The sequence below is a fragment of the Mycobacterium paraseoulense genome (assembly GCF_010731655.1).
GTDB classification, from domain to species: Bacteria; Actinomycetota; Actinomycetes; order Mycobacteriales; family Mycobacteriaceae; genus Mycobacterium; species Mycobacterium paraseoulense.
Genome location: NZ_AP022619.1, coordinates 3245779 through 3272005 on the forward strand (window position 1 = coordinate 3245779; position 26227 = coordinate 3272005).

At 65.8% G+C, this 26227-nt stretch carries 27 protein-coding genes; 13 read left to right on the forward strand and 14 right to left on the reverse strand.

All coding sequences use genetic code 11. The features are described 5' to 3' along the window. The first annotated feature begins 40 nt into the window (after window positions 1-40). Complete coding sequence (locus G6N51_RS14950; RefSeq protein WP_083168599.1) at window positions 41-643, forward strand: TetR/AcrR family transcriptional regulator; 603 nt, start codon at window positions 41-43, stop codon at window positions 641-643. 35 nt (window positions 644-678) lie between these two features. Here G6N51_RS14950 and G6N51_RS14955 read toward each other — a convergent pair whose 3' ends face one another. Then, window positions 679-1062 carry a hypothetical protein gene (locus G6N51_RS14955; protein WP_174814388.1) on the reverse strand — a complete coding sequence of 128 codons (384 nt, stop codon included), beginning with the start codon at window positions 1060-1062 and terminating at the stop codon, window positions 679-681. A 219-nt stretch (window positions 1063-1281) separates the two neighbouring features. On the opposite strand from G6N51_RS14955, the gene G6N51_RS14960 reads away from it, so the two are divergent. The 3 genes from G6N51_RS14960 (at window position 1282) to G6N51_RS14970 (ending at window position 3358) form a co-directional block, all read left to right on the forward strand. Continuing rightward, complete coding sequence (locus G6N51_RS14960; RefSeq protein WP_083168707.1) at window positions 1282-2088, forward strand: hypothetical protein; 807 nt, start codon at window positions 1282-1284, stop codon at window positions 2086-2088. After that, entirely contained in the window at window positions 2085-2702 is a 618-nt protein-coding gene (locus G6N51_RS14965; RefSeq protein WP_083168596.1) for a hypothetical protein, read from the forward strand. Before G6N51_RS14960 ends, G6N51_RS14965 begins: the two co-directional genes overlap by 4 nt. Before the next feature lie 134 nt (window positions 2703-2836). After that, window positions 2837-3358, forward strand: coding sequence for an Rv2253/PknI dimerization domain-containing protein (locus tag G6N51_RS14970; protein ID WP_083168704.1), 522 nt, complete (start codon window positions 2837-2839; stop codon window positions 3356-3358). 61 nt (window positions 3359-3419) lie between these two features. On the opposite strand, the gene G6N51_RS14975 is transcribed toward G6N51_RS14970, so the two are convergent. From G6N51_RS14975 to G6N51_RS15020, 10 genes are all read right to left on the reverse strand, one after another. After that, window positions 3420-5165: an MCE family protein gene (locus tag G6N51_RS14975; protein WP_083168594.1), complete on the reverse strand. Its 1746-nt coding sequence runs from the start codon at window positions 5163-5165 to the stop codon at window positions 3420-3422. Further along, the gene (locus tag G6N51_RS14980) at window positions 5166-6431 is read right to left on the reverse strand and encodes an MCE family protein (RefSeq protein WP_083168591.1); all 1266 of its coding nucleotides are present in this window, start codon (window positions 6429-6431) and stop codon (window positions 5166-5168) included. Then, window positions 6428-7852: an MCE family protein gene (locus tag G6N51_RS14985; RefSeq protein ID WP_083168588.1), complete on the reverse strand. Its 1425-nt coding sequence runs from the start codon at window positions 7850-7852 to the stop codon at window positions 6428-6430. The genes G6N51_RS14980 and G6N51_RS14985 overlap by 4 nt, the downstream gene beginning before the upstream one ends. Then, entirely contained in the window at window positions 7849-8967 is a 1119-nt protein-coding gene (locus G6N51_RS14990; protein WP_083168701.1) for an MCE family protein, read from the reverse strand. The genes G6N51_RS14985 and G6N51_RS14990 overlap by 4 nt, the downstream gene beginning before the upstream one ends. Continuing rightward, window positions 8967-9989, reverse strand: a complete 1023-nt coding sequence (locus G6N51_RS14995; protein ID WP_083168585.1) for an MCE family protein — start codon at window positions 9987-9989, stop codon at window positions 8967-8969. The genes G6N51_RS14990 and G6N51_RS14995 overlap by 1 nt, the downstream gene beginning before the upstream one ends. Beyond that, window positions 9986-11248, reverse strand: coding sequence for an MCE family protein (locus tag G6N51_RS15000; protein WP_083168582.1), 1263 nt, complete (start codon window positions 11246-11248; stop codon window positions 9986-9988). Before G6N51_RS15000 ends, G6N51_RS14995 begins: the two co-directional genes overlap by 4 nt. A 19-nt stretch (window positions 11249-11267) precedes the next feature. Then, window positions 11268-12113 carry an MlaE family ABC transporter permease gene (locus G6N51_RS15005; RefSeq protein WP_083168579.1) on the reverse strand — a complete coding sequence of 282 codons (846 nt, stop codon included), beginning with the start codon at window positions 12111-12113 and terminating at the stop codon, window positions 11268-11270. Between the two features lie 9 nt (window positions 12114-12122). Beyond that, window positions 12123-12935, reverse strand: a complete 813-nt coding sequence (locus G6N51_RS15010) for an MlaE family ABC transporter permease (protein ID WP_083168577.1) — start codon at window positions 12933-12935, stop codon at window positions 12123-12125. A 384-nt stretch (window positions 12936-13319) separates the two neighbouring features. Continuing rightward, a complete protein-coding gene (locus G6N51_RS15015; protein WP_083168571.1) occupies window positions 13320-14525 on the reverse strand; it encodes a CaiB/BaiF CoA transferase family protein in 1206 nt (401 codons plus the stop codon). Continuing rightward, complete coding sequence (locus tag G6N51_RS15020; RefSeq protein ID WP_083168568.1) at window positions 14522-16048, reverse strand: aldehyde dehydrogenase family protein; 1527 nt, start codon at window positions 16046-16048, stop codon at window positions 14522-14524. Before G6N51_RS15020 ends, G6N51_RS15015 begins: the two co-directional genes overlap by 4 nt. Before the next feature lie 281 nt (window positions 16049-16329). On the opposite strand from G6N51_RS15020, the gene G6N51_RS15025 reads away from it, so the two are divergent. From G6N51_RS15025 to G6N51_RS15055, 7 genes are all read left to right on the forward strand, one after another. Then, window positions 16330-17031, forward strand: a complete 702-nt coding sequence (locus G6N51_RS15025; protein ID WP_083168565.1) for an SDR family NAD(P)-dependent oxidoreductase — start codon at window positions 16330-16332, stop codon at window positions 17029-17031. Window positions 17032-17080: 49 nt separating this feature from the next. Further along, a complete protein-coding gene (locus tag G6N51_RS15030) occupies window positions 17081-17956 on the forward strand; it encodes a mycofactocin-coupled SDR family oxidoreductase (RefSeq protein WP_083168561.1) in 876 nt (291 codons plus the stop codon). A gap of 46 nt (window positions 17957-18002) precedes the next feature. Then, window positions 18003-18203, forward strand: coding sequence for a ferredoxin (locus tag G6N51_RS15035; protein WP_083168558.1), 201 nt, complete (start codon window positions 18003-18005; stop codon window positions 18201-18203). 44 nt (window positions 18204-18247) lie between these two features. Beyond that, complete coding sequence (locus G6N51_RS15040; RefSeq protein WP_083168543.1) at window positions 18248-19612, forward strand: cytochrome P450; 1365 nt, start codon at window positions 18248-18250, stop codon at window positions 19610-19612. Between the two features lie 126 nt (window positions 19613-19738). Continuing rightward, window positions 19739-20170: a hypothetical protein gene (locus G6N51_RS15045; protein ID WP_083168540.1), complete on the forward strand. Its 432-nt coding sequence runs from the start codon at window positions 19739-19741 to the stop codon at window positions 20168-20170. Window positions 20171-20217: 47 nt separating this feature from the next. Continuing rightward, complete coding sequence (locus G6N51_RS15050; protein WP_083168537.1) at window positions 20218-21078, forward strand: hypothetical protein; 861 nt, start codon at window positions 20218-20220, stop codon at window positions 21076-21078. Next, window positions 21075-21647, forward strand: a complete 573-nt coding sequence (locus G6N51_RS15055) for a hypothetical protein (RefSeq protein WP_083168534.1) — start codon at window positions 21075-21077, stop codon at window positions 21645-21647. The genes G6N51_RS15050 and G6N51_RS15055 overlap by 4 nt, the downstream gene beginning before the upstream one ends. Window positions 21648-21699: 52 nt before the next feature. Here the strand turns inward: G6N51_RS15055 and G6N51_RS15060 are convergent, their stop codons facing one another. The 3 genes from G6N51_RS15060 to G6N51_RS15070 all read right to left on the reverse strand — a co-directional run bounded on the left by G6N51_RS15060 (window position 21700) and on the right by G6N51_RS15070 (window position 24627). Continuing rightward, entirely contained in the window at window positions 21700-22875 is a 1176-nt protein-coding gene (locus G6N51_RS15060; RefSeq protein WP_083168531.1) for an acyl-CoA dehydrogenase family protein, read from the reverse strand. Continuing rightward, a complete protein-coding gene (locus G6N51_RS15065) occupies window positions 22859-23857 on the reverse strand; it encodes an acyl-CoA dehydrogenase family protein (RefSeq protein ID WP_083168528.1) in 999 nt (332 codons plus the stop codon). Before G6N51_RS15065 ends, G6N51_RS15060 begins: the two co-directional genes overlap by 17 nt. 77 nt (window positions 23858-23934) lie before the next feature. Then, window positions 23935-24627 (reverse strand): nitroreductase family protein, encoded by a 693-nt coding sequence (locus tag G6N51_RS15070; protein WP_083168525.1) that lies wholly within the window; start codon window positions 24625-24627, stop codon window positions 23935-23937. 195 nt (window positions 24628-24822) lie between these two features. On the opposite strand from G6N51_RS15070, the gene G6N51_RS15075 reads away from it, so the two are divergent. Next, on the forward strand, window positions 24823-25203 hold the full coding sequence (locus G6N51_RS15075; protein ID WP_083168522.1) for a carboxymuconolactone decarboxylase family protein: 381 nt from the start codon (window positions 24823-24825) through the stop codon (window positions 25201-25203). A 9-nt stretch (window positions 25204-25212) separates the two neighbouring features. After that, window positions 25213-26106 carry an NAD(P)-dependent oxidoreductase gene (locus G6N51_RS15080; RefSeq protein WP_083168519.1) on the forward strand — a complete coding sequence of 298 codons (894 nt, stop codon included), beginning with the start codon at window positions 25213-25215 and terminating at the stop codon, window positions 26104-26106. The last annotated feature ends 121 nt before the right edge of the window (window positions 26107-26227 follow it).

Consider the following 26227-nt stretch of genomic DNA (forward strand, 5'->3'; position numbering starts at 1 on the left):
TCGGCTAGTCTAGGTCAATAGCATCGTCTAGTCTCGGTGCGTGGGAACAGCACGGGAACAGGTCAGCGGTGGGCAATTCCGGCTGATCGAGCACAGCGCGGCCCGGACGCGGGTGCTCGATGCCGCGTTGGAACTGTTCGCCGCACACGGTGTCAGCGGTACGTCGCTGCAGATGATCGCCGATGCCGTCGGGATAACGAAAGCTGCTGTCTACCATCAATTCCGGACTAAAGAGCAGATCGTCATCGCGGTGACCGAACGCGAACTCGGCCGGCTCGAGCCGGCCATCGAGGAGGCCGAAGCATTCGACGACGGGCCTCAGGCAAGAGATGCCTTATTGGTGCGGGTGGTTGAGATGGCCGTCCGCGACCGCCGGTTGGTGCGCACGCTGCAATTCGATCCCGTCGTCGTCCGATTGCTGGCCGAGCACAAGCCGTTTCAAGTCTTCATGGACCGTCTGTACCGGGTGCTGCTGAGCGATGCGGGCCTGGACGGGCGGATCGAGGCGGCCATGTTCTCCGGCGCGCTCAGCACGGCTGTCATGCATCCGCTGGTTGCCGACATCGATGACGACACACTGCTCGACCGGGTTACCGACTTGAGCCGGCGCCTGCTCGGTCTGCCTCGGCAGGCCCGCAAGTGAGCGATGTGTCAGCCGGCTGAACAGGAACGGTGCGGCTAGGTGTCGGCGCGCACCCAGGTCATGACGCCGTCGTGGGCGAAACAGATCAGGAACAGGCCGTCGGGCGCCTGCGCGACGTAGTTCTGGTAGTTCTGGCAGTTGGCGCCTTCCTCCTTGACGCCCGCCATCGGCGGTGACCGGAACCATCGCGGCTGGTATCTCCTCGGTGAGCCGCAGAACATCAGCCGTCCGGGCTCGGAGGCGAACGAGACATAACCGTCGGCGACACCGAAGGCGTAATAGGTGGTGTTCTCACACGGCGCGCCCAGAACCTGATGCGGCATGATGCCCGGAGTGCAGGCAGGGTAGTCGCAGACGGTCGGCCCAGCCGACGCTGGCGGGGCCGCCAGCACACCGGCTCCGAGCAACGCGGCAGCCATCGCCACGATGAATCGCACCCGATTACTTTGCCACACGCGAAAAGAAAATTCTCCTGGTTGGAGAAGATCAGCCGGGCCCCACGGCGGGTTCGGCGCCGGGCGCCCCGATGGGACTGCGCGTCGTGACCCGGCGGGCGAGCATTTTCGCATGTGAGGGCCGCGATTACGGCCGACCGATGACGCCGTTGCGGCCGGTCCGAAGTGATAAGCTGCTTCTCCGTGCACGAACCGGAGGGGCCCGACGCCGGCCAGTCTGATGGTCCGGCGGACGTGACCGATCCCGCCCGGCCACGGGCGCGCTCAAAGGCCGGCGACGACGCCATCGCGCCCGTTCCCGAAGTAAGAGCGGAAGACGAAATCGCCGAGGCCGAAGCGCGCGCGGCGGCGGCTCGGGAACGCCTCGCAAGGCTGCGCGCGGCAGCCGAAGCCGGGAAGACGCACGACGACACAGCTTTCCACGATGTCGAGCGGCGCCCCGCAAAGTCGGTCCGGGCACGACTGCGGGTGCCTCGACGTCCGAGACGACCGGGGTGGCTCCGACGTCCGGGGCGGAAGACCGTAGCCGCCGGCGTCGGCGTCGTCCTCGCCTCCGCCTCACTCGCAGCGAGCGGTTTCATGCTGTCGCAGCACCGCACCACCGTGCACAAACAGCGGCTCACGGCGGAGTTCACTGCCGCAGCCCGGCAGGGGGTCACCGCGCTGATGTCAATTGACCCCGATCACGCCAAGAGGGATGTCCAGCGCATGATCGATGCCTCGACGGGCGACCTCAACAGCCAGCTGTCGGCGATGTCACTCCTCATGGTCAAGAAGGCCGAGGACACGAAGGTTGGCAGCACGGTCACCGTGGAAGCCGTCGCCGTCGAGTCCTTGAGCGACACTTCGGGAGTCGTGCTTGTGGCAGCGAAAACCGTTGCCATCGGGCCGGATAACGCCAAGCCACCACCGGCTTTATTCCGGCTCAGCGTCAATATGGACCGCGATCACGGCCGGCTCAAGATGTCGAGAGTTGATTTCCTGCAATGACTGTCGAGCATGGCTCGTCACTGGACGACGCGGAAACGACGGCGTCCGACGACGGCGGGTCGCCAGCCGCTGCCCCGGGGCCGGCTCGGATCAACGGAGTGGCCATGATCAAGCGCTGGATCCGCGGATGCGTGGCGAGGTGGCGTGCGATAGTCGCGACCCTGTTGGTCGTCACCGCGATGGGCGTCGCCGCCGGTCTCTACTTCGTTCTGTACCGGCCGGATCAGCAGGTCGGCGACGCGGCGGCGCACCGAGCGATCCAGGCGGCGTCAGAAGGTTCTGTAGCGGTGTTGTCGTACGCTCCCGACAACCTCAACCGTGATTTCGCCAAGGCAAAGTCATATCTCACCGGTAATTTTCTCGCCTACTACACCAAGTTCTCAGAACAGATGGCGGCGCTGGCCCAGCAGAGACACGTCACGCAGACAGCCAAGGTGGTTCGGGCCGCCGTCTCGGAGTTGCACCCAGATTCAGCCGTGGTGCTGGTGTTCATCAACCAGACCGCCACAAGCAAGGAGAAGCCGCAACCGCAGACAACCGCGAACAGCGCCCGGGTGACGTTGACGAGAGTCAAGGGTGCATGGCTGATCTCGGAGTTGGATCCGCTGTCGTGACCGCTTTCCATTTGGTTCAATCGCCATTTTATCGGAGCCGAAGCGGTGTTAATCTCATTGCACGAAAAGCCGCAAGCAATGTCGATACCGCATTTAATAATGTCGGCCAATTGAAGCGGGTCGAGGAGCACCTGATGCGATCAGTTCGAACACTCACCACCGCAACGCTGGTCGCTGCCACCGTATTCGGCGGTGTGGGCACGCCATCCATAGCGCGGGCAACAACCAAGGAAGAAGTGGCCGTCAACGGGACGTTCCGCGCCACGTCCATCGGCGATTGGGCCCAGCGGAACGATCAGTACTTCGGCGAGCCGACGGTCGTCCAGACCTGGACGATTAGCTCGTCGTGCGTCACGTTTCAGGAATGCCACGGTACCGTGACCAGCGACCAGGGATGGAGCGCGCCCCTATATATGAATGACGGGGAGATGTGGAAGGTCAAGCGCGAGGTGCCAAACTGGGAACGGTGCGAGGACGGCACCGCGTTCACCGGGCAGCAGACCTTCTACTTCTATCCCGTGAACGAATACGGCGGATATCAGCTCGGGACGTCGACCTACGCCGGAAAAGACAAGACGGTCGGACCGTCGGGTGCCTGCGGGCAAAACCAGTGGCTTGATATCGCGATGCCGTTGCGCCTGGACAAATTAGGCTGAACGGGCGTTCCCGCCCACCGAGTCACCTCGCCCCACATCTAGGCGGCGCCGCACCGCGACTTCAGGTGGGCAGCATGTCTTGCCACGTCTTGGGTGCTTTCGGGGCAACGAGATCGGACTGCTGGTACAGCTTGCCGTCGGGACCGACATAACGGCCCGTGCGCGGGTCGTACCGGGCGATGGTGACCGACGGCACCGGCTTACCGGCGCCGCCACCGAACGCGCTGGGCGCGGCCTGCGGCCCTGCGCCGCCGGCGGTGTCGGGCGGTGCGGCTTCGGGAGGCGCGGGCGCCGCGGGCGCCGCTGGTGGCGGGGGGAGGTCCCCGGCCGCAGGGACGTCGAGCGGCGCGATGGGCGGAAGGTCAGCCGACATTCTCGACATGGGCGCCAGCGGAGGTGGTCCGGACGACGGCACGGGCGGTACCGCCGCTCCGACCGTGCCCGGTGGTGGGTTCTCTCCCCGGGGCCCCGCCGGTGTGCCGCGCGGCACCGCCCCCGGCGGCAGCGGCGTGCCCTCCACCGGGCCGAAGATTCTGTCGTTGGAAGTAATCCGGTCGTCGGGCGGGACGCCCTGGGCAAGCAGGTTCGGATCGAGTGGGTAGGGACCGAGGACGTGCTGGCGCATCGCCAACGGCATGTACGGTTTGTCGCTGTTGCAGATTTCGACGGTGGGCGCGCGCTTGCCCGGGTGACCCATACAGGGATAGTTGCGGGCACCGCGGACCCCGATCGGTGAATCCTGCGGGAGTTTGCAATACAGCCCGTCCGGGGTGTCGATGTCGGTGAGGTCGTCCGGGGATCGCCATGTGTTGGGTGGCATGAACCCGACCGTGCAAATCGGCGGGTCGTCGATCGTGAGCGCGAAGTCGCCTTGGGCCGTACCTTCGGGGTGGTTTGGCGCCGCGGCGGCCTGCTCGATGGCCACCGCGGACGGCAGCAAGACCAGCAGCTGCTCCAGCGAGGGGTGGTAGGTGACGCCGATCTGACCGATGGTGGTGAGGTTGGCGAGCAGCACCGGCAACGTCGGTTTGATCTGTTGGAGAAGCCGGGACGCTTCGTTGGCAGCCTCGGGACCGTTTTGCAGGATCGTGCGGAAGTGGGAATCGTTGTTGGCCAGCACATCCGAGATGCCGGCGAAACTACGTGCCCACGTCCTGATCGAATCGGTGGTGCGTGCTTGCGTATCCAGAAGTGGCCCAGTGTCTTCCGTGAGGGCTCGGGTGCGATCGACGACGCCGTTGGCGTCGCGGGACAATGTCTGTGACGAATCGATCAGTGACCCCAGGTCGTAGCCCGAACCGTTGAATCCCTGGAAGGACTCGTCGAGCAACTGGCCGAGTTTGGTCTTCGGGATGCTTTGGACCAAGGCGTTGAGCTGGTCGAGCATCGGCCCGACCGGCTGCGGAATCGTCGTGTCGCCTACGGAGATGACCGAACCGTCGTGCAGGTAGGGCGGCGAATCGGTTTTGGGCTGCAAGTCTACGTACTGTTCACCCACCGCGGAGACACTGAGCACCTTCGCCGTCAGGTCCGCGGGGACCCTCGGTGAAGTGCTAAGCGACAGCGTCGCTTTCGCGCCGGTCGCCGTCAGGCCCACCGAAGTGACCTTGCCGAGCTGAACCCCACGGTAGGTCACGTTGGAAAACCGGTACAGGCCGCCGGTGGCCGGCAGCTCCAGCGTCACCGTCATCCGGCCGATGCCCAGCAGGGTCGGCGCCTGGATGTAGAAGAGGACCATCGCGATCACGCCGATGGTTCCGGCGATCGCGAAGACCGCGAGTTGGATCCGGACGAAGCGCGTCAGCATCTATCCGCCACCTTCCGTCGGTGCCGTTGCCGGCGGCGGTGTTTGACCAAGAGCCGCGTCGGACTGCGGTGCCGCAGTGGGCGGTGGCCCGGGTAGCGGGGCCGCGCCCGGCCGAGGCCCGGGGAGCGGCGGCAGCGCATTGGGGTCGACCCACGGTGGCCGCAGGGGGTCGTGCATCGGATCGTGGGTGTACTGCAGGTAATACGGGTCCCCGGGCAGCGGCACCAACGGCTGATCCAGCTGCCCCCAGTGCGTTCCCAGCATCAGTCCTCGCTTGAGCCGTGGAATCGACAAGTCCAGATCGACGTGCAGGTTGAAGTAGTCGCCCCGCACGGCTCGGTCGACGAAGTTCTGGGTGAACGGGAACACGAACGCGGCCGCGATCGCCGTGCCCAACTCCGGCCCGACGTCGGCGAGCGCCTTTATGGTCGGCTCCAGGTTTTGGAGATTCTTGACCAGGTCGGCCTGCGAGTCGTTGACCAACCGGGTGGCGGTGTTGCTGAAGACGCGAAGTTTGTCCAGGGCGGCGGTGAGCCGTGGGCGCTCCTTGACCAGCACATCGAGAGCGGGCGGAATCTTCTGCAGCGCCTGGGTGAGCACGTCGCGCTGGTCGGCGAACGTGGCCGCCAGCCGGTTCAGCGCCTGGATCGAGTCAACGAGGTTGTCCCGCTGATCGTCCAGCGTTCCGACGAAGGTGTCGAGGCGAGTGATCAGATCACGTACCGCGCCCTCTCGCCCGGACAGGGCGGCGGAGAAATTGTGGATGATCTCACCGATCTGTCCCAACCCGCCGCCGTTGACGACCGCTCCCAGCGACGACAGCGTCTGCTCCGTCGACGGGTAGGCCGATGATCGACTGAGCGGGATGGTGGCGCCCGGCTGCAACCGTCCGCTTCCCGGCTGGCCGAGCGGCGTGTTGAGCTCCACGTGCATCGACCCCAGCAGGCTGGTCTGGCCCACGGTGGCCACCACGTTGGCCGGGACGACGACATCGCGCTTCACCGAGATCTCGACGTCGGCGTGCCAGCCGTGCACCCTCATCGCGCCGACGCTGCCAACGACGACATCGTCGATCATCACCGGCGAATTCGACTCCATCGTGCCGACATTCGGCAGCTCGACATGGTAGATGTTGGCTCCCGGCCCGCGTCCGACCGCGCCGGGCAGCGGTAGCGAGTTCAGGCCGTGGAATGCGCATCCCGTTGCCGTCACCACCACGCAACAGCCGACGGCGAACACCCGCCGCGCCGCTACCCGGGCGATCATTGTTGTGGCCCGTCGGTCGGCAACAGCATGTCTGACGTGCTCTGCGCTGGGGGCGGAGGCGGCGGCACGGGTGTGGACGGCGGGGGCGGCAGCGGCATCGCCGCGCCCGGTATCCGGGCCGGCGGCACTGCGCCCGGCGGTCCAACCGGATCACCGGGCAAGCCGGTGTAGGCCGATATCGCGGGCGGCATCTCGGGTGGTCCGGGTTTCGGGCCCTCGCCGCCGGGAGCCAGCCGCGGTTCGGTGTAGAGGATGTTGGAGGGATCTATCGACTTCTGCAGGAAGATATTGATGGGAATCGGCAGATTGTTGAAGTTCAGTAGTCGCAGGCCGGGACCGAGGAACAGGGCGCACAGCTTCCCCGATTCAACCGCGGTGACGTTCTCGATGGCGCCGATTTGGTCGCAGCCTGGGAAGGACAGCAGAAGCTGGCCCCCCCATGTCGGATTCGCGAAATTCATGATCCCGAACCCGCCCACAATGGTTCCGGTGTCCGCGTTGTAGTCATTGAAGAAGTTGCCGAGCGCATTCGGCGCCGCGTGCAAAATGTTTTCCAGATCCATGTGGTGATCGACCAGAGTCTGCGTGACGTCGGCCAGCCGGGCAATCTGCTCGCTGGTCTGGTTGCGCGTCCCAGCGATAAACCGCTGCACTTCGCCGACCGCCGTCGACAGGTCGGTGAGCGCCGCGTCCAGGTCGGACTTGCTGTCGTTGACCACGCTGGTGAGCGTGGCCAGGCGTTCGTTGAACTGCACGATCTGCACGTTGCTGTCGCGTAGCGCGCCGACGAAGGTCTGCAGGTTCTTGATGATGTCGACGATGTTGCCGCTACCGTTGGCGAGGATGCGGCCCACCCCCGACAACTGACCGAGTGTCTGCCGCAGCTTGTCGCCGTTGCCGTCGAGCGCATTGGCGGCGCTGTCGATGAACCGGCCCACCGACGTGCCCGATACCCCACTCTTGGGCCCCAAATCCGTTGCCAGCCGCATCAACTGGGTCTTGACCTCATCCCACTCGACCGGGACTGCGGTCCGTTCGACCGGTATCACTCCCCCATCGCGCATGACCGGTCCACTATCTCGATAGGCCGGTGTGAGTTGGACGTAGCGGGAGGCCACCAGGTTCGGGGCGACGATCACCGCCTTCGCATCCGCCGGAATCGGCACATCGCGGTCGACCTTGAGGGTCATCTTGGCCTGAGTGCCCTGCGGCTGAATGGATTTGATGGTGCCGACTTTGACACCCGATACCCGCACCTCGTCATGGGGATAGATCGCGGTGGCCGTGGTGAAGTAGGCGGTGATCGTCTTGGGGCCGAACAACGTATTACGAACGAGGACGGCGGCGCCAGCGACGATGAGGCCGACCAGGACAACCGCCGCCACGGCAGTCAGCCTGTTACGGGGGATTCGGGAGGTCATTGTGATCCTCCGACCCTGCCGCCCAACGTGCAGCCAGGGCACACCGGAATACCGTTGTACGGCCAGGGGGTCAGCGACCGCGGCAACGGTGACGGGTAGCCAGGTCCCTTCGAGGTATCGAAGGTGCGGAATCCCCACAGGTAGTCGAAGATCGGTTGGAAGAGTTGTGGGGCAAGGAAGTTCGGAACGAACGCCTGATAGGCGTACATGCTGGAGATACCCTCACCGACGGTGATCTGGAATTTCTTGAGGCCCGGCAGCGCTTTGCTGATGTTGTCGCGGTTCTTCTCCAGCACCGCGGTCACCGAATTCAGCTTCTCCAGCGTCGGGGCCAGTTTGCTTTCGTTCTCGTGCACCAACAGCGTCAGCTGTTTGGCCACCGCCGACGTGTTTGCCAGGAGGTCGACGATCTCTTGCCGCCGCGCCACCAGCACCTGGAGCAGAGAGTCGGAATTGAGGATGAGCTTGTTGACCTGCTGGCTGCGCTCGGAAAGGATCCCGGTGACGTCGCCGGCGCTCTTGAACAGCTCGCCCAGGTTCTTGTTGCGGCTGTTGAGGGTGCGCGACAACCGGGTGAGCGCGTCGAAGGCCGGCCCCATTTGTGGCGCGATCTGGTCGAGCGTCGCCGCCAGCGTGTCCAGCGACTGGTTCAGCGCCGTGGTGTTCGTCCCAGCAGTGTCATTTGTCAAGTCGCTGACCGCTTCCGTCAGCGAGTAAGGCGAAGACGTGCGCGAGACGGGAATGAGCGCCATCGGGTGCAACGTGCCGCTGCCGGCGGACTCCACCGCCAGCATCCGTTCACCCAACAGCGTGCCGGTGCGAATGTGCGCGGAAGTCTCCGACCCGAGCAGGATGTTGCCCTTCATCGCGAACGTCACCAAAGCATCGCCGCGTTGCAGCTTCACATCCGACACCGTGCCGACCTTCACGCCCGACACGATCACGGGGTTGCCCGTCGCCAAGCCGCCGGCTTCGGTAAACAGTGCCTGGTACCTGACCATCGTCGCCCACGAGATGAACCGGTCAGGTGACAGGCCCACCAGGATGACCATCACCGCCAGGACGACGCCGATGAGTCCTGCCTTGACGAGCCCAGCTCCGCGATACTTGAGCATCAGGGTTCCGTGCACCTTCCCGCGTCCGACCTAAATATGGGGGCTCTTACCGTCCTGCCCTGAAGATCCGTGCCGCGGAGTGTCAACTGGCACAGGTAGTACGGGATGGTGGCGCCGGCCACGCCGAGTCGAACCAGCTTGCGGTAGTTCTTTGGCGCCTTTCCGAGTGCGGCGTCTAGGCGGTCCTTGTCGCTATCGAGAATCGGCGCCAGCCGACTCAGCTGATCGATCGTGCCGGACAGCGACGGCCGGGCGCTGCTCAGCAGGTCAGCCAGCGACGCGGTTCCCCTGTCGAGCGCGTCGATGGCGGAGCCGATGGTGTTGCGGTCGTCCGACAGCCCGCTGACAAGGCGTTCGAGGCGATCGATGGCGCCGGAGAACTTGGTGCCGTCCTTGGAGATCGTGCCGATCACGATATTGAGGTTGTCGATCAGTTGCTGCACGGTCTGATCGTTGTCGGCCAGGGCGTTTGAGAACGATGTCGTCTTGGTGAACAGCGACTCGAGAGTCCCGCCCTGCCCCTGGAAGACCTGTATCAGTCCTGACGTCAGCGCGTTGACGTCACGCGCATTCAGGCCCTGGGTAACGGGTTTCAGTCCGCCGAGTAGCAGATCGAGGTCGAGCGCCGGCGCTGTGCGGTTGACGGGAATCTGACCGCCGGCCGGCAGGTGCTTCGTCGAGCCCGGACCATCGACGAGTTCCAGGTAGCGATCGCCCACCAGGTTCAGGTAACGGACCGCCGCCCTGGTGCCCTCGGTGAGGACGATGCTGCGGTCGGCGTCAAACTTGACCACGACTTTTTTGTCCGGCTGTAGCGAAACGCTATTGACCGTTCCGACCCGGATACCGGCGACCCGCACCGACTGACCCGCCTTGAGACGCGACACGTCGGTGAACACCGCGGAATACCCGTTGGTCGCGCCCGTCCGGTACTGGCCGAAGATGAAGAACAGGAATGCGGTCAGCATGGCCATCACGACCGCGAAGATGGCGAACTTGATCAGCGTGGCGCGCGTTCTCATCCGGGCATTCCAACCATGGCGGAGTTGCGGGGCGGGCCGGCGATCGGCCCGTACAACAGCTGTTTGAGGAGATCGGAGTTGATCAGCAGCTGCGGGTTTCCGTACCCCACCGGGTCGGCGCCGATATCTGCGATCAGCTGCTTCGGATGTGTGTTGAACGGCAGGTTCGGCAGACCCATGCACTGGGGGCCACCCGTCGCCGCAACCTTGGGCAGGTTCGTCGGATACCGATAACGTTCACCGCCCCACGTGAGGCTCGCCGAGATGTTGATGCTCGGCTCCGACAACGGCGGGCCGTGAGCGATATTGATCATCCCACCGAAACCGCAGGTGAACACCTCGTGGTACTCGTTGGTCAGATCGGTGGTCGGCACCAACAGATGCAGCACATCCGTGAGCCGTTCGCGGTTGGTCGACAACACGTCGTTGCCGATGTCGGCCAGGCCGATCGCACTGATCAACAGCGCATCCAGGTTGTGTTGCTCATCGACAATCGTCTTGCTGATCCGGGTCGCGTTGGCCGCGGTCTTCACCAGGTTCGGCGCCGCGTCGGCGTAGGCGTTGGCCACCGCCGGTAAGACCGAGAGGTCATGCCTGAACGCGGGAAGGCTCGGCTCCAGCCTGGCCAGAAAGGAATCCAGGTCGCTCAGCGACTGGCCGAGCTGTGGGCCCCGCCCGCTGAACGCTTGTGCGAGCGCACCCAGCGACTCGTTGAGCTTCGGTGGGTCGATGTGCGAGAGGACCGACACCAATTCCTGGAATACCGTGTTGATTTCGACCATGACGTGCTGGCCCTGCAGCGTCTGACCACCGTGCAGGCGCTGGGCCGACGGTTGGGCAGGTTCGACCAGCTGGACGGACTTCGCACCGAATACCGTCGACGACGCGATGTCGACCAGCACGTTGCTGGGAATGAAGCGCAACTGCGACGGGTCCATCGCCAAGTGGATGGCCGCTTGGCCGTTGGGCAGCGATTCGACCGAGGCGACCTTGCCCACCTGCACGCCGCGCATCTTGACCTTGGCCTCCGGGTTCATCACCAGGCCGGCGCGTTGCGAGATCACGGTCACCGGCACGGTTTCGGTGAAGGAGCCCTGAAAAAGCCCCACCGCCACGGCGAAAATCAGGCCAATGACGACGACGGTGAACAGCCCGAGCAGGGGCGGCAGGTAATTCCGTCCCGCCGGGGGCCGTGCATGGCCGGCGCGCGGGGGACGACCGCCGACCGCACCGCGACCCGCTGGCACACCTTGCGTCACTGCCGTTCCACCTCCTCTGCTAACCGGACAGGTTGAAGTTGCCGTTCGTACCGTAGATAGACAGCGAGACCAACAGCGTTACCGACACCACGACGATGAGCGAGGTGCGCACCGCGTTGCCGGTCGCGTTGCCGACACCGGCCGGACCCCCCGAAGCGAAATAGCCGTAGTACGTGTGGATCAGCAAGATGGTGAGCGCCATCAAAATCGCCTGCAGGAACGACCACAACAAGTCGATGGGGTTCAGGAACGTGTCGAAGTAGTGCTGGTACAAGCCCTGCGACTGCCCGAGCAAGAACGTCGTGGTGAACTGACTGGCCAGGAACGACAGGATGACGGCGATGGCGTACAGCGGCGTGATGGCCAACATTCCCGCCAGGATTCTGGTGCTCACCAAGTAGGCAACCGGCCGAATGGCCATGGCTTCCAACGCATCGACTTCTTCGTTGATCCGCATGGCACCCAGCTGAGCGGTGACCCCGGCGCCGAAGGTCGCCGCCAGACCGATCCCGGCGACCACCGGTGCCGCGATACGCACATTGATGAACGCGGCCAAAAAGCCCGTCAGCGCCTCGATGCCGATGTTGCCCAGCGAGGTGTATCCCTGAATCGCCAGTACGCCGCCCGCCGCCAGCGTCAGGAAGCCGACGATCACAACGGTTCCGCCGATCATCGCCAAAGTGCCCGCACCCATGCTGATCTCGGCGATCAGTCGAATGACTTCGCGCGTGTAACGGGTGGCTGCGAACGGTATTCCGGCGAGCGCTTTACCGTAAAACAGGGTGTGGTCGCCGATCCGACCCAGCGAGGCGACCGGCCTCTCGAACTGGCGGAACAATCGCGGATATGTGGCCCTCAGCGCCATTGGCAGCCCCTATTTCGCCGTCATCTTGATGCCGATCGCGGTGACGACGACATTGACGACGAACAGGGACATGAAGGCATAAACCACGGTCTCGTTCACCGCGTTACCGACGGCCTTGGCGCCCCCGCCGGTGATCGACAGGCCCCGATAGCAGGCGACCAAGCCGGCGATGAGACCGAAAAGCGCCGCCTTGACGCACGAAATGATCACCTCGGGCACGCCGGTGAGCAGGGTGATACCCGCGGCGAACGCGCCGGGGTTGACGTCCTGCACGAACACCGAAAAGACGTAGCCGCCAAGGATGCCGATGATGACGACGAGGCTGTTGAGCAAGAAGGCGACCAACCCCGAAGCCAGCATGCGGGGTGTGACCAACCGTTGCACCGGGTTGATGCCCAGCACCTCCATCGCGTCGATTTCTTCGCGAATGGTTCGGGCTCCCAGGTCCGCACACATGGCCGTAGCACCAGCGCCCGCCACGATCAAAACCGTGACCAGCGGACCGAGTTGGGTGACCGCACCGAACGCGGCTCCCGCGCCGGACAGATCCGCCGCGCCCAGTTCGCGCAACAGGATGTTGAGGGTGAAGCTGACGAGGACAGTGAATGGGATGGCCACCAACAAAGTGGGGGCCAGCGCCACCCGCGCGACAAACCAGGACTGCTCCAGGAACTCCCGCCACTGGAACGGCCGGCGGAACAGGAACTTGACCGCATCGGCCGACATGGCGAAGAGGGCCCCCACGGCCTGCATGGATCCGGACAGATTCTTGAGTCTCAGCGAGGGCAATCCGGGTGACCAGCGGTCGTTGCTAATTGCCATCGGGCTCAAACCCTTTCCTGAGTTACGAGACCGACAGTCTTGTTCTCGCGTACTGACTGCTGTAGATTCGGCTGAATCGACGGCCACGACGGCGCGCTGACGACGACGAAACGCCCTGTGGGCGACCGGAATCCGGTATCCGCCTCGGGCATGACAGCGCTGTCCATCCTCACGCCAGGCCCTCCGTTCTGTCGCGTGAGTTGACGCTCCAACACGTGGGGCCCCATGTCTTGAAGCGTCCGGCGATTATGACTCATGCCGAGTCCGGACGGAATGGAAAACGCATAACCGTTATCCGACAAGCAATCAGCACTCCGCTTAGCCGGGGCGAGTGTGTCGCCACAGCCGCAACGGTCGGCTCGAACATCGACGAGACCTCCGGTCCTAGGTGACGGCGCCGGCCGTCTTGAGCTCGATGATGCGGTCCCAGTCGAGTCCGAGTTCCAGCAGGATCTCGTCCGTCTGTTCGGCGAATCCGGGCGCCGGCCCCGTTTGCGGCGCCGCGACGTCGAACTGGACCGGGTTGGCGACCAGGTCCAGCTCGCCGGCGCGCACCAGGTATTCGTTCGCCCGAACCTGCGCGTCGTCGGCGGCCTGCAGGGTGTCCTGGACGGGCGCCCAGGGGCCGGCCAGCGTGGCGAAGCGTTCGCTCCACTCGGCCAGCGTGCGGGTCGCGATGGCCTTGGTCAGCATCTCCACCGCCTCCGCCGTGTTGGCGGCGATCTTCTCCACCGTTTCAAAGCGGGGGTCGTCCGCCAGCTCCGGCAGCTCGACGTGCCGGCACACGTCGGCCCAGAACTTGGTGGGCTGCATCATCACGAAGGAGATGTAGCGTCCGTCGGACGTCGTGTACAGGCCCACCAACGGGTTATTCGGGGCGCCGTGCACCCCCGGTGGCGGCGCCTCCATCCGTTGGCCCAGATGCTTGGTGAGCGCGACCGTGTGCCCCATCGACCACAGCCCGCTGCCCAGCAGCGACACGTCGACGACGGACGGTTCGCCGGTGCGCTCCCGTTTCAGCAGGGCCGCCGCGATGCCGCCCGCAAGGTTCGTGCCGGAGATGGTGTCGCCGTAGGCGGGTCCGGGCGGCGCGATCATCCCCGGCATCCCCGCCGGCGTGATGGTCGCGGCGGTTCCGGCGCGGCACCAGAACGCGGTCATGTCGTAGCCGCCCTTGGTGGCCTCCTCGCCGCGCGGACCGAGCGCGCTTCCGCGCGCGTAGACGATGTTCGGGTTCACCGCCCGGATGTCGTCGACGTCGATCCCGAACTTGCGGCGCGCGTCCGGCAGGAAGCTGGTGAGGAACACATCCGAACGGCGGGCCAGCTCGTAGAGCACTTCCCTGCCCTCGGGCACCGACATGTCCAGGCCGATGCTGCGCTTGCCGCGGTTCGCGTGTTCGATGTTGGGGTTGGGGTCGCCCTCGACCCGCAGCATGCCGGTCTGCCGGAGACCGCGCTGGGGGTCCCCGGTCACCGCGTGTTCGACCTTGACGACGTCGGCGCCCCACTCGGTGAGCACGGCACCCGCCGACGGCACGAACCCGTACATGGCGACTTCCAGGACGCGGATACCCTCCAGCGGACTCACGCCGGGGCTCCCGGCGCCGGCACGGCGAACGTCTTGCGCTCCAGGAACTCCTCCAGCCCCGCCACACCCATCTCGCGGCCCACCCCCGACTGCTTGAAGCCCCCGAACGGGCTGTCCGCACCGAAGTAGTTGCCGCCGTTGATCGAGAAGGAGCCGGCCCGGATCCGGCGCGCCACCGCGAGCGCCCGGTCCTGGTCACGGCTGAAGACGGCACCCGCGAGTCCGTAGATCGAGTTGTTGGCGATGCGCACCGCGTCGTCGTCATCGTCGAACGCGATCACCACCAACACCGGCCCGAAGATCTCCTCCTGCGCGATTTCGCTGTCGGGATCCACGTTGGTGAGCAACGTCGGCGCATAGAAGGAGCCCGGGTCCAGCCGCTTGCCACCGGTGACCAGGGTCGCGCCCGCGGCGACGGCCCGCTGGACCATGCCGTCGACCTTGTCCCGCTGGCGCTCGTTGATCAGCGGGCCCATATAGGTTTTCGGATCCGCCGGGTCGCCGTGGCGGACGCGGGCGAAGTTCTGCGCGATCAGCTCGACGATCTCGTCGTGGTGCGACCTCGGCACCAGCAGCCGCGACGTCAAGGCGCATCCCTGCCCCGCGTGGGTCACCATGCTGAACGCCGCGAACGTCGCCGCGCCGGCGAAGTCGGCGTCGTCGAGCACGATGGCCGCCGACTTGCCACCGAGTTCCAGGAACACGCGCTTGACCGTTCCGCTCGCGGCGGCCATGATCTTGCGCCCGACGGCCGTTGATCCGGTGAAGGTGACGACGTCGACGTCGGGACTGGTGGTCAGCGCCTCGCCCGCCTCGGGTCCCGAGGAGCTGAGCACGTTGACCACGCCGTCGGGGATGTCGGTGTGATTGGCGATCAGCTCACCGAGCGCCAGTGTGACCAACGGCGTGTCCGGCGCGCCCTTGAGGACCACGGTGCACCCCGCGGCCAGCGCGGGGGCCAGCTTCGCCAACGCCAGCTGGTTCGGGTAGTTGTAGGCGATGATCGCGGCGACCACCCCGGCCGCCTCCTTTTCCACCCAGCGGTGATGGAGCATGCCCCGCGATTCCTTCTCACCGAGGTCCTCGGAGAACTGGTAGCTGCCAAGCAGGTCCGCGTAGAAGCGCACGATGCCGATCGGCTCGTCGAGCTGAGCGCCCTGGGTGAGCGCGCGCGTGGCGCCGACTTCGGCGATGGTCAGCTCGCGCAATTCGTCGGCGTGGTCGACCAGCGCCCGATGCAGTTGGTCGAGACAGCGGATGCGCAACCCGACGTCGGTCGGCCAGTCGGTGGTGTCGAACGCGTCGCGGGCCGCCGCGATCGCCGCTTCGGCCTCCCCGACACCGGCATCCGGGGCATGTCCGATGACCGCGCCGCTGGCGGGATTGATCGAGGGGAAAGTCTTGTCGGTGGTGACCAGCCGACCACCGATCAGCAGTCGGCGGTCGACGTGTGACTCAGGCGCGGCATCCGCGATGGTCACTGCGGTCGCAGTGGCGGGCTCTGCCGTGTCCTGGGCAGGCATTCCGTACCCCCTAATGTGGTGACGGTCACGATAATTTCATTCTCTTCCCCGGCGAATCTTACATTCGAGTCTCGATAATTCAAGAAACTCTCAGGAATGAGGGCGGGCCGCTGACCAGCGACGCAAACGCCGGCGAGCCGCCGCGGTGAATAGTTTGACGCAGGCCGAACAGGGTTTCCACCGCATGTTGCGACCCGCTTCGGCGTGAGAGTAAGGTTCTCATAATTGTAAGCGCTATTCTTTGTGACTGAGACGGTCACCCGTTGAGTAGGGGCCTGAAAGTGAAGACTGCGGTGGTCACCGGTGGCGGATCCGGCATCGGTCTTGCCGTCGCACAACGGCTGCGCGCGGACGGTCTCGACGTCGCCACGATCGACCTCCGGCCGTCGGACGACGACAACTCCTTCACCGCCGACGTCACCGATCGGCCGCAGGTGGATGCCGCCTTCGCGGCCATCCGCGCCCAGCTCGGGCCCGTCACGGTCCTCGTCAATGCGGCGGGCCTCGACCGCTTCAAGCGCTTCAACAACATCACGTTCGAGGACTGGCAGCGGGTGATCGACGTCAACCTCAACGGGGTCTTCCACACCATCCAGGCGGCGTTGCCCGACATGATCGAGGCGAAGTGGGGACGGATCGTCAACATCTCTTCGTCGAGCACGCATTCCGGGGCGCCCTATATGAGCCACTACGTGGCGGCCAAGTCCGCGGTCAACGGGCTCACCAAATCGCTGGCACTCGAGTACGGTCCCGCCGGCATCACGGTCAACGCCGTCCCGCCGGGCTTCATCGACACCCCCATGTTGCGCGCCGCGGAGAAGAACGGCTTCCTGGGCGACATCGACGAGACCATCGCGCGGACCCCGGTGCGCCGGATGGGTAAGCCGGAAGACATCGCGGCGGCATGCGCCTTCCTGGTGTCCGAAGAGGCCGGCTACATCACCGGTCAGATATTGGGTGTCAACGGCGGTCGCAACACCTGAGACGTCGCGACCCTCGGCGGTCTTCGGCGGTCAATTGGAAGGAGAAGCGGTGGGAGACGGCGCACACGGGCGCGTGCGGGGCAAGGTCGCCTTCGTGACCGGCGCGGCGCGCGGCCAGGGCCGCAGCCACGCGGTGCGACTGGCCGAGGAAGGCGCCGACATCATCGCCGTCGACCTGTGCTGCGACATCGACACCATCGGCTATTCGATGGCCGCGCCGGAGGATCTCGACGAGACCGCACGGCTCGTCGAGAAGACCGGCCAGGCCGTCGTGGCCGCCCGCGCCGACGTGCGCGACGCCGCCCAACTGCGCGACGCGCTCGAGACGGGGCTCGCCGAGTTCGACGGCCTCGACATCGTGGTCGCGCAGGCCGGGGTCGCCGGCATGAAGGGCGAGCCGCCGCTGCAGGCATGGTGCGACGTCATCAACACCAACCTGATCGGCACCATCAACGCCATCCAGGTCGCGTTGCCGCACCTGCGGACCGGCGCCTCGATCATCGCCACCGGATCCACGGCGGCGCTGATGGATACCGGCAAGAAGGACGTCCCGGGTAATGATCCGGGCGGCATGGCCTACGTGCACTCCAAGCGCGCGATCGCCCACTACGTGCACGACCTGGCAACCGAGCTGGCGCCGTTGGGAATTCGCGCCAACGTCGTGCACCCCACGAACACGAACACCCCGATGCTGCAGAGCGAGCCGATGTACCGCTCGTTCCGGCCGGACCTCGAACACCCGACCCGGGCGGATGCCGAGCCCGTCTTCGGCGTGCAACAGGCGATGAGGATTCCCTATGTCGAACCGGAAGACATCAGCAACGCCGTGCTCTGGCTGGCCTCCGACGAGGCCAGGTACGTCACCGGCATGCAGCTGCGCGTCGATGCCGGCGGCTATCTGAAGTGGTACGACTACCAGAACTGAGAAGCGGCCCGACTCTAGCCCGCAACGAACCACGCAAGGAGACACCGTGAAGGTCTGGGTTGATCCAGAGCGCTGCCAGGGCCATACCCTGTGCGCGATGATCGCACCGGAGTCGTTTGAGCTCAGCGACATTGACGGAAGTTCGTCCGCAGTCGACGAAGTGGTGCCCGCCGATCGGCAGGACAAGGTTCGTGAAGCCGCCCAATCCTGCCCGGAGCAGGCCATCATCATCACCGAAGACGCCTGAATCGTGCCCGGGTTGACCGACGAAATACCTAGGGAGACAGAGCTTTGAGTGTCGACGACGTCGTCAGCGACAGCGACCGCAAAAAGAATCAGTACCACTTCGATCGGCATTCCGCGGAGTACCGGTCGCAGTTCACGGCGATCACCAAGGAGATGCACACCAAGTGCCCGATGGCGTGGAGTGACACCTATGGCGGCCACTGGGTGGCGGCCGGCAGCCACGAGGTCTTCGAGCTGGCCCGCTGCCCCGCCGTGTCCAACGACCACGACATCCACGGCGAACGCCGTGGCTACAAAGGCATTTCGATCCCAACCGCCAGCCGTGTCAGCGCGGTGCGCGGCGGCATCCTGGAGATGGATGACCCCGAGCACCGCATCTACCGCACGGTGCTCAACCCTTACCTGTCGCCGGCCGCGGTCAAGCGCTGGGAGCCGTTCATCGACGACGTGACGCGCGCCTGCCTCGACGAAAAGATCGAGGGGGGCAGCATCGACTTCGTCGACGACTTGGCCAACATCGTTCCGGCCGTGCTGACTTTGGCGATGATGGGCATCCCGCTGAAGAAGTGGAACATGTACAGCGAACCGGTCCATGCCGCGGTGTACACGCCCGAACACTCTCCCGACATCGAGCGCGTCACCGAAATGCACAAGCAGATGGGCCTCGACATGGTGAACAACATGCTCGAGATCCGCGAGAGTCCGCGGCCGGGAATCGTGAATGCCCTGCTGCAGATGCGCATCGACGGGGAGCCGGCCCCGGACTTGGAAATCCTGGGCAACCTCGGCCTGGTGATCGGCGGCGGGTTCGACACCACGACCGCCCTGACCGCCCATTCGTTGGAGTGGCTCTCGGAGCATCCCGAACAACGGGAACTGCTCAGCGGGGAACGCAAAACGCTGCTCGACCCCGCGACCGAGGAGTTCTTGCGCTACTTCACACCGGCGCCCGGCGACGGTCGGACGTTCTCCGACGACGTCGAGCTCGACGGCACGCGGTTCAAAGAGGGCGAGCGGCTGTGGATCTCGTGGGCGATGGCCAACCGTGACCCCGCGGTGTTCCACGACCCTGACGACATCGTCCTCGATCGTAAAGGCAACCGGCACTTCAGCTTCGGGCTTGGCGTGCACCGGTGCGCCGGGTCGAACGTGGCCCGCACCGTGTTCAAGTCCATGCTCACCGCGGTGCTCGACCGGATGCCGGACTATCAGTGCGACCCCGAGGGCACCATCCACTACGAGACCATCGGCGTCATCCAGGGCATGCGCAAGCTGCCCGCCACCTTCACCCCCGGCCGCAGGATCGGGGCCGGCCTGGACGAGACGCTGGACAAGCTGCAGCGCATCGTTGACGAGCAGGAACTCGCCAGGCCGATCACCGAACGCAAGGAAGCCGCCGTCATCGACTGACATCCGGCGTCGCCACCTGCGAGGAGGGCTGTCGTTGACTGCGCCAATTTTTCCGAGTATGCCTGTTCAGCGCGGACGCGCTCTATATTCAGGCCAGGCGCGCGCGCAGAGACGGGAGACGCAACGGTGAAGACTTTCGCAGTAGGCCTTGCGCTTGCCACGGCCGCGCTGACCGTCACGCCGACCGCCCATGCCGACATCCAGGTCGGCAACTACCGGGTAGACACCAACCGGGACCCGGGCCACAGCTGGATTTGGGCGATTCGGCCGTGCAGATACGATCGGGGACCGGAATGCCTGACCGTCCAAGCGATTGCGCAACCCAACGGGCAAGCGGCGCCCTGGAAGGCGGACGCTCACCTGACCAACGGCCGCTACGTCATGGCCGTTGACGTGCCCGACGGTGTGCGCTGCGTGGTCCAGTTCTTTCCCTCGCATGACGTTTACTCGTGGGATGCGGTGACGCTGGCGGGTCAGGTGGACTCGACGTTCGACACGGGTTGCGGTGGCGGACCGGGGGGCACTGCCAGTTATCCGTTCTCGCTCGTGCGATGGTAGCCGCGACCGGAGTCAGTCGACCATGAAAGTGACGGGCAGTAAGCGCGATGGCTGAGGCGAAGGAACCGCAAGATTCGGCCACCTCCAAAGCCGACGTGCAGGCGTTGCTCGAAGAGGCCGAGGCGGAAGCGGCCGAGGCCGAAGCACTGGCGGCCGCGGCGCGCGCCCGCGCCCGCGCCGCCCGGCTCCGGCGTGAAGCGCAGGCCCAGGCGGAGAAAGAGACCGAGGCAAAGACCGCCGAGGCGGCCCCGGATGCCGACGGGGATGCGACCGACACCGCCGAAGCTGAAACCAAGGACGACGTCGCCGACACCGTCGAAGCAACCGACGAGGAAGCGGAGGCCGAGGAAGAAGCCTCCGACGAATCCACCGAAAACGCAGAGCCGGAATCCACGTCGGCCCGCTCCCGGCGACGCCTGCGGTTGCCATCGTTGTCCGTGACGTGGAAAGCGGCCGCCATCATCCTCATCTGTGCCTTCGTCGCGGCCAGCGGATACATGATCTGGGAACGCCACGAAACCACCGACCGCAACCAGCGCACCGCGAACTTCGTCGCGGGTGCCAGACAGGGTGTCGTCAACATGTTTTCGATGGACTTCAACCGGGCCAAGGAGGACGTCCAAAGGGTGATCGACAGCTCGACCGGCCAGTTCAGGGACGACTTCCAGCAGCGCGCAAAAGATTTCACAACCGTTGTCGAGCAGTCCAAAGTGGTCACTCAGGGCACCGTGAACGCGGCGGCCGTCCAATCCATCGACGGGAATTCCGCGTTGGTACTCGTCGCGGCGTCATCACGGATCAGCAACGCCGCGGGCGCCAAAGACGAACCGCGCAATTGGCGGCTGAAGGTGACCGTCACAGACGACGGCGGGCAATACAAGATGTCCAAACTGGAGTTCGTTCCATGAGCGAGGACGACGGCGGAATCGACGTCGCCGACGACTCTCCCGAGCAGACCGAACGCACTGGGCGCCGCCCGGTTCGCGCGCGGCGCAAGGTGAAAGTCGTTCCCGTCGTCCTGATTTTGCTCCTGCTGATCTCCGGTGGCGCGGCGACGTGGCTGTACTTCACGCAATACCGGCCGGACAAGCAAACCGACGCCGGCGTCGCCAACGCGGTCATCACCGCGGCATCCGACGGAACCGTCGCGTTGCTGTCCTACTCGCCGGATTCGCTCGACAAAGATTTCGCAGCCGCAAAGTCGCACCTGTCGGGGGATTTCCTGTCGTACTACAACCAGTTCACCGAGCAGATCGTCGCTCCGGCCGCCAAACAGAAGTCGCTGAAGACCAGCGCTCGGGTGTTGGGGGCAGCGGTTTCGGAACTGCATCCGAATTCGGCCGTCGTGCTGGTGTTGGTGGACCAGAGCACCACCAGCAAGGACAACCCCGAGCCCGCGATGGCTTCCAGCAGCGTGCTGGTGAGCTTGGCCCGCGTCAACGGCGCTTGGCTGATCACCAAGTTCGATCCGGTCTAGCGGCTCGGTTCGCCCGGCGGGCGTGACGCCGGGCGCACACTCGACACGGGAGCTAACCCCGCGGCAAGCCGAGCACCCGTTGGGCGATGATGTTGCGCTGGATCTCGGAGGTGCCCCCCGCGATCGTCCCCGAAAAGCTGCGCGCATAGCGCTCGAACCAACTCGCGAAATAGTGGTCGAGGTTCATGTGCGCATAGGGGCCGGTCAGGCCCGGGTGGACGAGCCCGTCGGCTCCCGCCGACGTCAGCGCGAGCTCCATCGCACGCAGTTCGGCCTCGGATCCGAGCAGTTTGAGCACCGAGATCGCCGCCACGTCGTCTTCGCCGCGCGCCGCGCGGGCCAAGGCCACCGAGCCCAGCAGGCGCAGCGCCTGCTTGTCCATGATGGTGGTCGCGTACTGGTCGCGCTCGACCTCGGTGCCGGGATGGAAGTCGTCGATCATGTTGTCGAGTCGATCGGCGAAGCCCAGCCACATCATCGTGCGTTCGTGCCCCAGCGACCCGTTGGCGACCCGCCATCCCTGGTCGAGCTCGCCGACCAGATTCTCCGCCGGTACCCGGGCGTCGGTGAAGAACACCTCGTTGAAATCCAGGTCGTCGGCGCCGCAGATCGACGGAAACGGCCGGCGCACGACCCCCGGGGTATCGGTCGGGATGATCAGCACGCTGATTCCCTTGTGCTTGGGCGCATCCGGATTGGTGCGCACAAATGTCAGCAAGACGTCGGCGTCGTGGGCGCCCGACGTCCACACCTTCTGCCCGTTGACCACGAAGTGATCCCCGCCGAGCGCGGCGCGGGTGCGCAACGACGCCAGGTCGGAACCCGCGCTGGGCTCACTCATTCCCAGCGATGCGGTGATCTCGGCCCGCAGGATCGGGACCGCCCACCGCCGCTTCTGTTCCTCGCTGCCGAACGACAACAGCGACGCCGCAACGATGTTCACGCCCTGCGGGTTGAAGCTGTGGTAGATCCGGCGGCGGCTGAGTTCCTCCAGATAGACGAACTGCTGAATGACCGTCGCGTTGCGGCCGCCGAATTCCGGTGGCTGGCTCGGCAGCAGCCAGCCGTTGTCGAACAGCAGCCGTTGCCAGTCGCGCGCCCATTGCGGCATGTGGGATACCGAACGAGGTCGCTCGAGCGTTTCGCTCGCGGGCGGCAGGTTCTCGTCGAGGAAGGCCGCGAACTCCGCGCGGAACGCCTCGACGTCGGAGTCAAAAGTCAGCTGCACGGTATTCCTCCGCGATGCGCGCCCGGTGCTCGGCCGCGCCGCCGAGCATCAACTCACCGGCCTTGGCGCGCTTCAGCGCGAACTGCAGATCGTTCTCCCACGTGAATCCCATTGCGCCATGGAGCTGCAACCCGTGCCGGAACACCAGCGACTGGCACTCCCCCGCCGAAGCCTTCGCCATCGCCGCGGCGAGCCGGCGACGGGGATCGTCGGCGGCGATCGTCAGCGCCGCGAAGTACGCCAGGGCCCGGGCCCGTTCGACCGCGACGTGCATGTCCGCGGCCTTGTGCTGGACCGCCTGGAACGAGCCGATCGGCACACCGAATTGCCGACGGTTGCGGACGTGTTCGAGCGCCAGATCGAGGATGCGCTGGCACGCCCCGACCATGGTGATCGCCATGCCCGCCAATGCCATGTGGTGCGCCCGCTCGGAGTCGGCGGTGAGCCGGGCGCTGTCGGGCACACGGACTTCGCAGAACGACAGGTCGGCCACGTGCAAGACGGGATCGAAGACCGCGGTGCGCCGCGCCGACACCAGGTTCGACGCGATGGCGAACACCCCGGCGTCGGTCACCACCGCCAGGCGATCGACGCGGTCGCCGTCGAGCACGTGCCGCGCGGTACCGTCCAACACCCAGCCCTCGGCGTCCCGGTGCGCCGCGACCCCACCGTACACGGCGGTACCCGATTCGTGCGGGTCGAACCTGTCACCCACCAACGGGGCGAACTGGCTCATCGTGGCCAGGAAGGGGGTGGGGTCGGTCGCGTGGCCCAATTCTTCGAGCACGATGCCCAATTCGACGGCGCTGGCGGGATCGTTCAGCTCGGTCCAGCCCTGGTCCACATACGACTTCCACAAGGGGCTGGGGTCGACGCCCTCCTCGGCGACGCTGCGCACGAGTGCGGGTGGGCACTGCTTGGCGACGGCGTCGCGAACGGTCTTCTGCCACAGCCGCTGATCGGCATCGAACTCCAACAGCATGAAGGCCGCCTCCTGTCATCACCGCCGCGAGCGAGAATACCATTCTCGTGCGCGGAAGTAATAATCTCGAAATGCGGTTATGGCCTGACCGAACCGCGCAAGCCGGGTCCCCGGGCCGGCTCGACGGTCGCCGCCAACTCGTCGGCGGGCTGATCCCAGCGGTCGAGAGCCACGAAGTCGGTGAGGGGCCGTCGGCGCAGTGGCCCGTGCTTGCCCTTGGGCCAACCGACCACGACGTGCCCGGCGATCAGCCAGTCGTCCGGTACGCCGATCGCCTCCCGCAGCAGCCGCTCGCCGCCGTAAGACGCCCAGCTGGTCAGGCATGCCCCCAGCCCCAGGGCGCGCGCGGCCAGCAGAAAGTTCTGCATGGCGGGAAAGATCGACCCGCCGAGCAGAAGCTCGGACGCCGTCGGATAGTGCTGCTGGGCGAACAAGATGGAGGTGAACTCGCCCGCGCGGTCGTGCAATTCGTAGGTCGCGCGGTAGGTGCGGGCACGGCGACTGTTGTCTTCGGGGGCGGGGCGGGCCATGCCGTAGACGGGTTCGATCACCTGCAGCGCCTGGGCCGCCGCCTTGGCCACCACCTCGCGCTGCTCGGGCGACCGCAGCACGACGAAACGCCAGCCCTGTGCGTTGGCGCCGGACGGCGCCCACCTGGCCGCTTCCAGGCACCGCCCCAGGGTAGCGTCGTCGACCGGCTGATCGGTGAAGCGCCGGATCGTCCGCGCGGTCGACATCACTTCCCACACGTCGCTGCTCGCTCCGGTCATGGCTTCTCCTTAGCAATTTTGTTGCGGCACAGATCCGTTCGGCGCCAGCGAAGTCGGATGGGCGTCCGGCATGGGCCAGGGAAAAATCTTCAGAGCCCGCATCGAGTGTCGACTGTAGACCGCGCGGATCGGTCGCGATGCGAGACTGCGCTCAGGACATCGCGGGGCCCGCGCCCCGGAACGAAGGAGAAGGCCTTGGATCGCGAAACCTATCAGCGGGGGCTACACATCCGATCCGCCGTGCTGGGCGAGGAGTATGTCGACCGCGCCCTGGCCGACGCGGACGATTTCACCGGGCCCCTGCAGGACCTCGTCACCGAGTACTGCTGGGGGGCGGTGTGGGGCCGCGAGGAGCTGTCCCGAAAGACGCGCAGCATGCTCAACCTGGCGATGATCTCGGTGCTGAACCGGCCGAACGAACTGCGCACGCACGTCAAGGCGGCGCTGACCAACGGCGTCACCCGCGAGGAGATTCGCGAGATCTTCCTGCAGGTCGCCATTTACGCGGGCGTGCCGGCTGCGGTCGACAGCTTCCGCGTCGCCCGCGAGGCGTTCGCCGAACTAGAGCGGGATTAGGGGATCGTCGTGCAAGTCGGATTCGTCGGGCTGGGGAACATGGGTTTTCCCATGGCACGCCGGCTGATTCAGGAAAACCATGAGGTCGTCGCCTTCGACACGCGCGAAACCGCGCTCGAACGCATCGTCGCCTTGGGGGCCCACCCCGCGTCCTCACCGAAGGACGTCGCCGACCGTACCGAAACGGTGATGGCCAGCCTGCCGACGCCGGGCGCCTCGCTCGACGTGGCGACCGGTCCGGCGGGCGTGATCGAGGGCGCGCGGATCGAACGCTACGTCGACCTGTCCACGGTCGGCAGTCGCACCGCGAATCAGATCCATGACCGGCTCGCCGCGCGGGACATCACGGCGATCGACAGCCCGGTCAGCGGCGGCGTCGGCGGCGCCGCGAAGGGCACCCTCGCGATCATGGTGTCCGGTCCGCGCGCCGGTTTCGAGGCCGTCAGACCCGTGCTCGAGGCGCTCGGCCGGCCCATCTACGTCGGAGCCACACCCGGTTCGGCGCAGACGATGAAGCTGGCCAACAACATCCTGGCGGCCAATGCGCTGGCCGCGACCGCCGAGGTCGTGGTGATGGGCGTCAAGGCCGGGCTCGACCCGGGCGTGATGATCGAAGTGCTCAACGCCGGCTCGGGCGCGACGAGCGCGAGCCGGGACAAGTTCCCCCGCGCGATCCTCCCCCGGACATTCGATTACGGGTTCGCCACCGGGCTGATGGTCAAAGACGTGCACCTCTATCTGGATGAAGCGCAAGCACTCGGCGTGCCCACGGATGTCGCCGCAACGATCTGCCGGTTGTGGGAGAACACCGCGGACGACCAAGGCCCCGAGTCCGACTTCACCACGGTGATCAAACCGCTCGAGAAGGCCGCCGGCGTGACCGTCGGCCCGCATCCTGCGTAGCCAGTCGCCTCCCGGCGCATAGCGGCGGATGGCCCTGATCCATCGGTCGGAGAATGGTATTATCCCGATTTAAGAACGATACTTGCAGCCGCTTCCGAAAAACGCTCCCCACCAGGGACGA